Origin of the sequence: Streptomyces sp., assembly GCF_031181555.1 — a bacterium.
Taxonomy (GTDB): Bacteria; Actinomycetota; Actinomycetes; order Streptomycetales; family Streptomycetaceae; genus Streptomyces; species Streptomyces fimbriatus.
The window spans coordinates 121,329-127,312 of the sequence record NZ_JAPSKQ010000002.1 but is presented as its reverse complement, the minus strand read 5'-3'; the positions used below and the strand labels follow the sequence as shown (position 1 = coordinate 127,312).

General features: G+C 73.2%; 8 protein-coding genes. All 8 read left to right on the top strand.

Translation table 11 applies throughout. The features are described from left to right. Window positions 1-185: hypothetical protein (locus RIM90_RS01205; RefSeq protein ID WP_309058589.1), on the top strand; the 185-nt coding region annotated here is incomplete at its 5' end. Window positions 186-534: 349 nt separating this feature from the next. After that, complete coding sequence (locus RIM90_RS01200) at window positions 535-738, top strand: cold-shock protein (protein WP_309058588.1); 204 nt, start codon at window positions 535-537, stop codon at window positions 736-738. A 225-nt stretch (window positions 739-963) separates the two neighbouring features. After that, window positions 964-1,224: a GlsB/YeaQ/YmgE family stress response membrane protein gene (locus RIM90_RS01195; protein WP_309058587.1), complete on the top strand. Its 261-nt coding sequence runs from the start codon at window positions 964-966 to the stop codon at window positions 1,222-1,224. A 249-nt stretch (window positions 1,225-1,473) separates the two neighbouring features. Further along, a complete protein-coding gene (locus RIM90_RS01190) occupies window positions 1,474-1,812 on the top strand; it encodes a hypothetical protein (RefSeq protein ID WP_309058586.1) in 339 nt (112 codons plus the stop codon). Window positions 1,813-2,161: 349 nt separating this feature from the next. After that, window positions 2,162-3,391 carry a polysaccharide pyruvyl transferase family protein gene (locus RIM90_RS01185; RefSeq protein WP_309058585.1) on the top strand — a complete coding sequence of 410 codons (1,230 nt, stop codon included), beginning with the start codon at window positions 2,162-2,164 and terminating at the stop codon, window positions 3,389-3,391. Between the two features lie 382 nt (window positions 3,392-3,773). After that, window positions 3,774-4,286, top strand: coding sequence for an AAA family ATPase (locus RIM90_RS01180; protein WP_309058584.1), 513 nt, complete (start codon window positions 3,774-3,776; stop codon window positions 4,284-4,286). 204 nt (window positions 4,287-4,490) lie between these two features. Further along, window positions 4,491-5,048: a DUF2243 domain-containing protein gene (locus tag RIM90_RS01175; protein WP_309058583.1), complete on the top strand. Its 558-nt coding sequence runs from the start codon at window positions 4,491-4,493 to the stop codon at window positions 5,046-5,048. Beyond that, window positions 5,048-5,875: a cytochrome c oxidase assembly protein gene (locus RIM90_RS01170; protein ID WP_309058582.1), complete on the top strand. Its 828-nt coding sequence runs from the start codon at window positions 5,048-5,050 to the stop codon at window positions 5,873-5,875. Before RIM90_RS01175 ends, RIM90_RS01170 begins: the two co-directional genes overlap by 1 nt. Window positions 5,876-5,984 lie beyond the last annotated feature (109 nt).

The window sequence follows — 5,984 nt, the reverse complement described above, 5'->3', positions numbered from 1 at the left end:
TCGTCGACGGCGACCCCTTCAGCGACTTCGCCACCCTCGTCCGCACCTCCCTGGTGCTGCGCGACGGCATCGCCCACCACCAGACCGACCTCACCACCACCCACGCACCGGTCGTCGACCCGACCCGCTGGCTCGACGTCGCCCGCGCCCTCGAGCGCAACTCCTGCTGCCACCCGGATGCCTGACGGGGGTCCGGGGCGTCGCGGCCGCCACCGGGGGCGCGCCCTCGAAGGGGCCGCGGGGTGCGTTCACGCGGGGTGACGGCACCCCGCAGCCGGCGGGACGTCCGGGTACCAGCCGGTGAAGTCCCCGTCGTGCCACAGCCCGTCCCACCGGTCCCGCGCCCACACCGCCGTCGTGCCGTCCGGCTTGCTGGCCCGCGCGATCTGCGCGGACAGAGGACGGACTTAGTCCCCGGATCGTTTTCGTGTAACGATTTGTGTGCGTTCGTACCCTTCGGTCATCGGGGACCGGGACGAGCGCATGCACCGCCGAACAAGCGGGGAAGGCTCCCGCCGTACCAAGGAGACCGACATGACCACTGGCACCGTGAAGTGGTTCAACGCGGAGAAGGGCTTCGGCTTCATCGCTCAGGACGAGGGCGGCCCGGATGTGTTCGTGCACTACTCGGCCATCGCCGGCGGGGGCTTTCGCGAACTCCATGAGGGGCAGAAGGTCCAGTTCGACATCAGGCAGGGACCCAAGGGACCCCAGGCCGAAAACGTCGCACCCGCGTGAGGAGCCGGCCGGCGAGCAGGCGGCCCGGCAGACGCCGCGTGAGTGATCCCGCCCCCTTCCGGAGCGGGTCGCCCGGCGCCGGTGCGTCCGTGCGAAGCCTCCTCGTCCCACCGGAAGGCGGCTGCTCCACGGGGCAATGCCTGTGACGGACGATGCTTATGGCGGCCTCCTGCGGGCACGCGGAGCGGTACCCGAAGGTCGGGGCAATGAACGGAAGGAGTTGCCGTGTCGTTCCTGTGGGCCATCATCGCGGGACTCATCATCGGCCTGCTGGCCAAGCTCGTCCTGCCCGGACGCCAGCCCATTCCCCTGTGGCTTACGGTCCTCCTGGGTATCGTCGGTGCCGTCGTCGGCAACGTGCTCGCCAGCGCCGTCGGCGTACGCGACACCGGGGGCATCGACTGGATCCGCCACATCTTCCAGATCGGCATCGCAGCCGTCCTCATCGCCTTCGTCACCCCCCTGTGGGCACGACGGCGCGCCTGACCCCTGGTTCCAGCCCTCGTCCGATCCGGGCCCGACGGGGTCCCGGTACGTGGGCGGGCCGTCCGTGCTCACGGCACGGCCCACATCGCCGGTGTCTCCCGGCCGCAAGCAGGTGGTGCAGGACGGTACGACGGAGACGGCCGGGCGACCGTCACCGCTGCCGCCGACGCGCTGCGCGAGCGGGTCGAACAGTCCGGCCGCGAACGCGCCGAGGCGGCTCCCGCCCGGGACCCGGACGGCGGCGCCTGGGTGCCCGGCGACGCACCGTCCCCGGCCGCCCGCCGGGCGGTGCGGACGGCGGCCAGGGCCGGCACCATCGGCACCGTCGGCCTTTACCCGCCGCAGGGCAGCACTGCCCCGTTCGGCGAGGCGTTCATGAAGAACCCCACCCCGAAGTCCGGCAACTGCCGTCGCCGCCGCTACCTGCCCGACCCGGTGTCGATGGTCGCCGCGGGACACCTCGCCCCCACCCCGCTGGTCACCCGCCGGATCGGGGCACAGGACGCGATCGACGCCTACCGCGCCTTCGACCGGCGGGAGGCGGGCTGGACCGAGGCGGCGCTCGGGGTGGCGGGGGACCGGTGGTGACGGACGAACCACAACGGAGGTGACCGCCATGACGGTCAGGGCGGGCGAGAAGGCTCGGAAGACGGGAGACTTCTACTAGGCCGCGTGCGGCGAGAAGGTCCACGGGGAGCAGGGCGACAGGATCCCGTCCTGCCCCGACTGCCACAAGGAGTTCCAGACCCGCAGGAACGAACCGGGCAACACGTTCTGACGGCGGTGCGTGGCCCCGGCCGTACCACCCACACCGCCCGCACAGGACCTCCGTACGGTTCCTGCCGCCGCCCACGGCCGTCCGCCGACGCGCCCGCCCCTCAGAGACTGCCCGCGGGTTCCGCCCCGCGTACCCGGCACCCCTGACAGGAGATCCCCGATGCCCACTCAGCGCCCGCCCGCCCCGCCGGACCCGCGTATCGGAGTGCTCGGTTCCTACGGCGGTCTGAACACGGGGGACGAGGCGATCCTCACCTGTGTCCTCAGCTGCCTGCGCGCCCACCGTCCGCAGGCGCGCCTGATCGTCCTCGGCCGCGACGCCGAGCACACCCGGGCGCACCAACCGCTCGCGGACGAGGTGCTGGACTGGGAAGGCGTCTCCCGCAGGCCGCTCCTCGACACCCTTTCGAACCTGGACCTGCTGGTGCTCGGCGGAGGCGGTGTCCTCTACGACGGCGAGGCACGCCGCTATCTGCGACTGGTCGAAGCGGCGCAGGCCGCCGGCGTGCGCACCTTCGCCTACGCGGTCGGCGCCGGACCCCTGCGCGAGGCGGACGACCGTGAGGCGGCCCGGAAGGTGCTGTCCGCCATGGACGAGCTCGTGGTGCGGGACGAGGAGTCACGCCTCGTCCTGGAGGAGGTCGGCGTCGAGGGGCACATCACCGTCACCGCCGACCCGGCGCTGCTGCTGCCGCCGGAGCCGTTCACCGCGCAGATGATGGCCCGCGAGGGCGTCCCGGCGGCCACCCGCCTGGTGGGAATGTCGGTGCGGGAACCGGGCCGGGCGGCAGAGCACTTGGACGAGGGCGACTATCACGAGCTGATCGCCGGCGTCGCCGATTTCCTGGTACGGCGCCTCGACGCCCACGTGGTCTTCGTGCCGATGGAACGCCAGGACGTCCGGCACGCCCACGCCGTCCTGTCCAGGATGGCGGTACCCGACCGGGGCCGCATTCTGAACGGTACCTACAGCCCCGGTCAGATCCTGGGGCTGATGCGCCACCTGGACCTGGTCGTCGGCATGCGCCTGCACTTCCTGATCTTCGCGGCGCTCTCCGGCCTGCCCGTGCTGCCCTTGCCCTACGCCGGCAAGGTGTTCGACTTCGCACGTCGGCTGGGCGCGCCGGCCCTCGTCGGCGTGGCGCGCGAACAGTCCGGGCTCCTGCTGGCGGAGCTGGACCGGCTGTGGGACGAGTTCCCGCAGCGACGGCCGGAGCTCATCGCGCGCGTGCGGGGCCTGCAGGATCTCGCGCGTGAGACGGGTGTCCGCTGCGGGCACCTGCTCGACAGCCTCCACAGCCGCACGGGGGAGGCGCCGGAGACGGAGGACGCGGAAGCGCCGCCGGCCGTCGGGGAGAGCCGGGAAGTGCCGAGCCGCACCGGCATGTAGTCCCGGGCGTCCCCCTCCCGGCGGCGCCGGCCGCGGCGTCGCCCACGAGGGTCCGGCCGACCGGCGCCCGGCCGGACCGGCTCGTGCCGCTGGACGACGTCCTCGCGGGTGTCGCCGACGAGCGGTTCCCCCGCTCGCACCTGCTGCCGTCGGCGGACACGTGTGTGAGCGGGTGCGTCGACAACTCCTCGCCTCCTGTTCCCCCTGTTGATCACCGCTCCGCCAGTCGCCGGCACGCGGCCGGACGCCGGTCCCTTTCCGGCCAGGGGGACTCTGCCGTCACGCCGGTCCCTTTCCGGCCAGGGGGACTCTGGCGTCACGCCGGTCCCGACGGCCTCCGGTGAGGCTCCGGCAGCACCGGACGGCGTGGCATCGTGGCCGTATGGCGACAGGAACGGACGTGGCCGTGTTCGTCGGACTGCAGGCGTCCGGGAAGTCCACCTTCTACGACCAGCGCCTGTCCGGCCGGTACGCGCTGGTCAGCAAGGACCTGTTCCCGCGGGGCGCCCGCAACAAGCAGCGGCGGCAGATGCGGCTGGTGGAGGAGCACCTGGCCGCCGGGCGGCCGGTGGCCGTGGACAACACCAACCCGTCACCGCACGAGTGGGCCCCGCTGGTGGAGCTGGCCCACGCCCACGGCGCCACCGCGACGGCGTACTGGTTCCCACCGGACGTGACCGGGTCACTGCGGCGCAACGCCGCCCGCGAGGGCCGCGACCGCGTCCCGGACGTCGGCGTCCTGGCCACGCTGAGGCAGCTTTGCAAGCCCTCGGCGGAGGACGGGTTCGACGTGGTGCACGAGGTGCGGTTCGACGGCCGCGGCGGCTTCGAGGTGCGCGCCGAGACCCAGCCGTTCGGCCACCCGCACCCCGAGCGGCACGACACGGGAAGGTGATGCGCCCGGGCGCCCGGGCGCCCGAGTCCGGAGACCGGCGTCCGCCGGACCGGACGGCCGAACAGGTGGCAGCGGTACGGCAGACGGGCCGGTGGTCCGTGGGGGAGTGGCTGTTTTGCGTGCGACGGGGGACCCGTCTGCGGAAAGACCCGTGCGGGCGTACACGACGGCGCCGGCGGAGCCGAGGGATGTGGAGGTACGTCGATGGCGACCACCGTGGACCGGACCGGGACCGGGGCGAGGCCGGCCGGTCTGCGACTGCCGGGGATCGTGCTGGGGGTGGGGATCGGCGGCTTCGTGGACGGCATCCTGCTGCACCAGCTCCTGCAGTGGCACCACATGCTCACGAGCACCGACCAGGACCGCATCGGAGTGAAGTACTACGACCCCGACACGGTCTCCGGACTGGAGATGAACACCGTCTGGGACGGCGTCTTCCACACCGTGTGCTGGCTCGCGGTCCTGACCGGACTCGCCCTCCTCCACTCCCGGGTCACCCGCAACCGGCGCCAGGTGTGGACCTCCCGGGTGCTGTGGGGCTGGATGCTCGTCGGCTGGGGACTGTTCAACCTCGTCGAAGGCGTCCTGAACCACCACGTCCTGGGCATCCACCACGTCCGCGCCGGGGACGGCCAGGTCTGGTGGGACCTCGGCTTCCTCGCTCTCGGCGCGCTGCTGCTCGCCGGCGGGTGGCTCCTCCAGCGCGGCGGGCGGCCCCTCGACCCCGACGCCCCCGGCGTCCGGCAAGGACCGGGCGCCTGATGGACCACCACACGCACCCCGTGCACCACGGCGCGGACAGCGGTCTGCCGGAGATCCTGCCGCCCGCGCTCGCCCTGTCGGCCTGCGCCGCGGGCTACCTGTACCTCGTCCACCGGGCCCGGCGCCGCAACCCCGCGCAGGGATGGAGCACGTGGCGCACGGCCGGTTTCACCACCGGCCTGCTCCTGCTCGCCGTGGCCCTCCTGCCGCCCCTCGCGCCCCTCGCCCACGGCGACTTCCGCGGGCACATGGCGCAGCACATGCTCATCGGCATGTACGCCCCGCTCGCCCTGGTGCTCGGTGCTCCCGTCACCCTCCTGCTGCGCACCCTGCCGGTGACCTCCGCCCGGAGGCTCACCACGGTCCTGCACAGCCGCCCCGCCCGCCTGCTGTCCCACCCCGCCCCCGCCCTGCTGCTGTCCACGGGCACGTTGCCGGTTCTCTACTTCACCCCGCTCTACGACACCGCCACGGCCCATCCGGCCGGGCACTGGCTGCTGCACGCCCACTTCCTGCTGTCCGGCTGCCTCTTCGCCCACGTCATCGCAGGACCCGACCCGGCCCCGGCCCGCCCGGGCGTCCCCGCCCGCCTGGTCTGGCTCGGCTGCGCCGTCGCACTGCACGCCGGCGTCTCGCAACTGATGTACGGCGGGTTCTGGGTCGACGTGCACGCCCCCGTCCCCGAGGTCCGGGGCGGCGCGGAGATCATGTACTACGGCGGCGACCTGGCCGAACTCCTCCTGGCCGCCGCTCTCGTGGCCACCTGGCGTCCCGAACGCGGACCGCGCCCCCGCCCGCAGCCGGAAACCGTCCCCGCGGTCCGCTGAACAGCCTTCCGCCTCATCCGCCGTGACCTGATCAGCCGTCGGCCGGGAGCCGGAGCAGGTCTGCGCAGACGCCCGGGCCCGTTGTCAGTGGTGGCCGGCGGCGCGGTGG

Excerpts from the sequence above, each read along its gene's own strand:
- RIM90_RS01200 (WP_309058588.1), top strand. The coding sequence starts at position 535 with ATGACCACTGGCACCGTGAAGTGGTTCAACGCGGAGAAGGGCTTCGGC.
- RIM90_RS01185 (WP_309058585.1), top strand. The coding sequence starts at position 2,162 with ATGCCCACTCAGCGCCCGCCCGCCCCGCCGGACCCGCGTATCGGAGTG.
- RIM90_RS01180 (WP_309058584.1), top strand. The coding sequence starts at position 3,774 with ATGGCGACAGGAACGGACGTGGCCGTGTTCGTCGGACTGCAGGCGTCC.
- RIM90_RS01175 (WP_309058583.1), top strand. The coding sequence starts at position 4,491 with ATGGCGACCACCGTGGACCGGACCGGGACCGGGGCGAGGCCGGCCGGT.
- RIM90_RS01170 (WP_309058582.1), top strand. The coding sequence starts at position 5,048 with ATGGACCACCACACGCACCCCGTGCACCACGGCGCGGACAGCGGTCTG.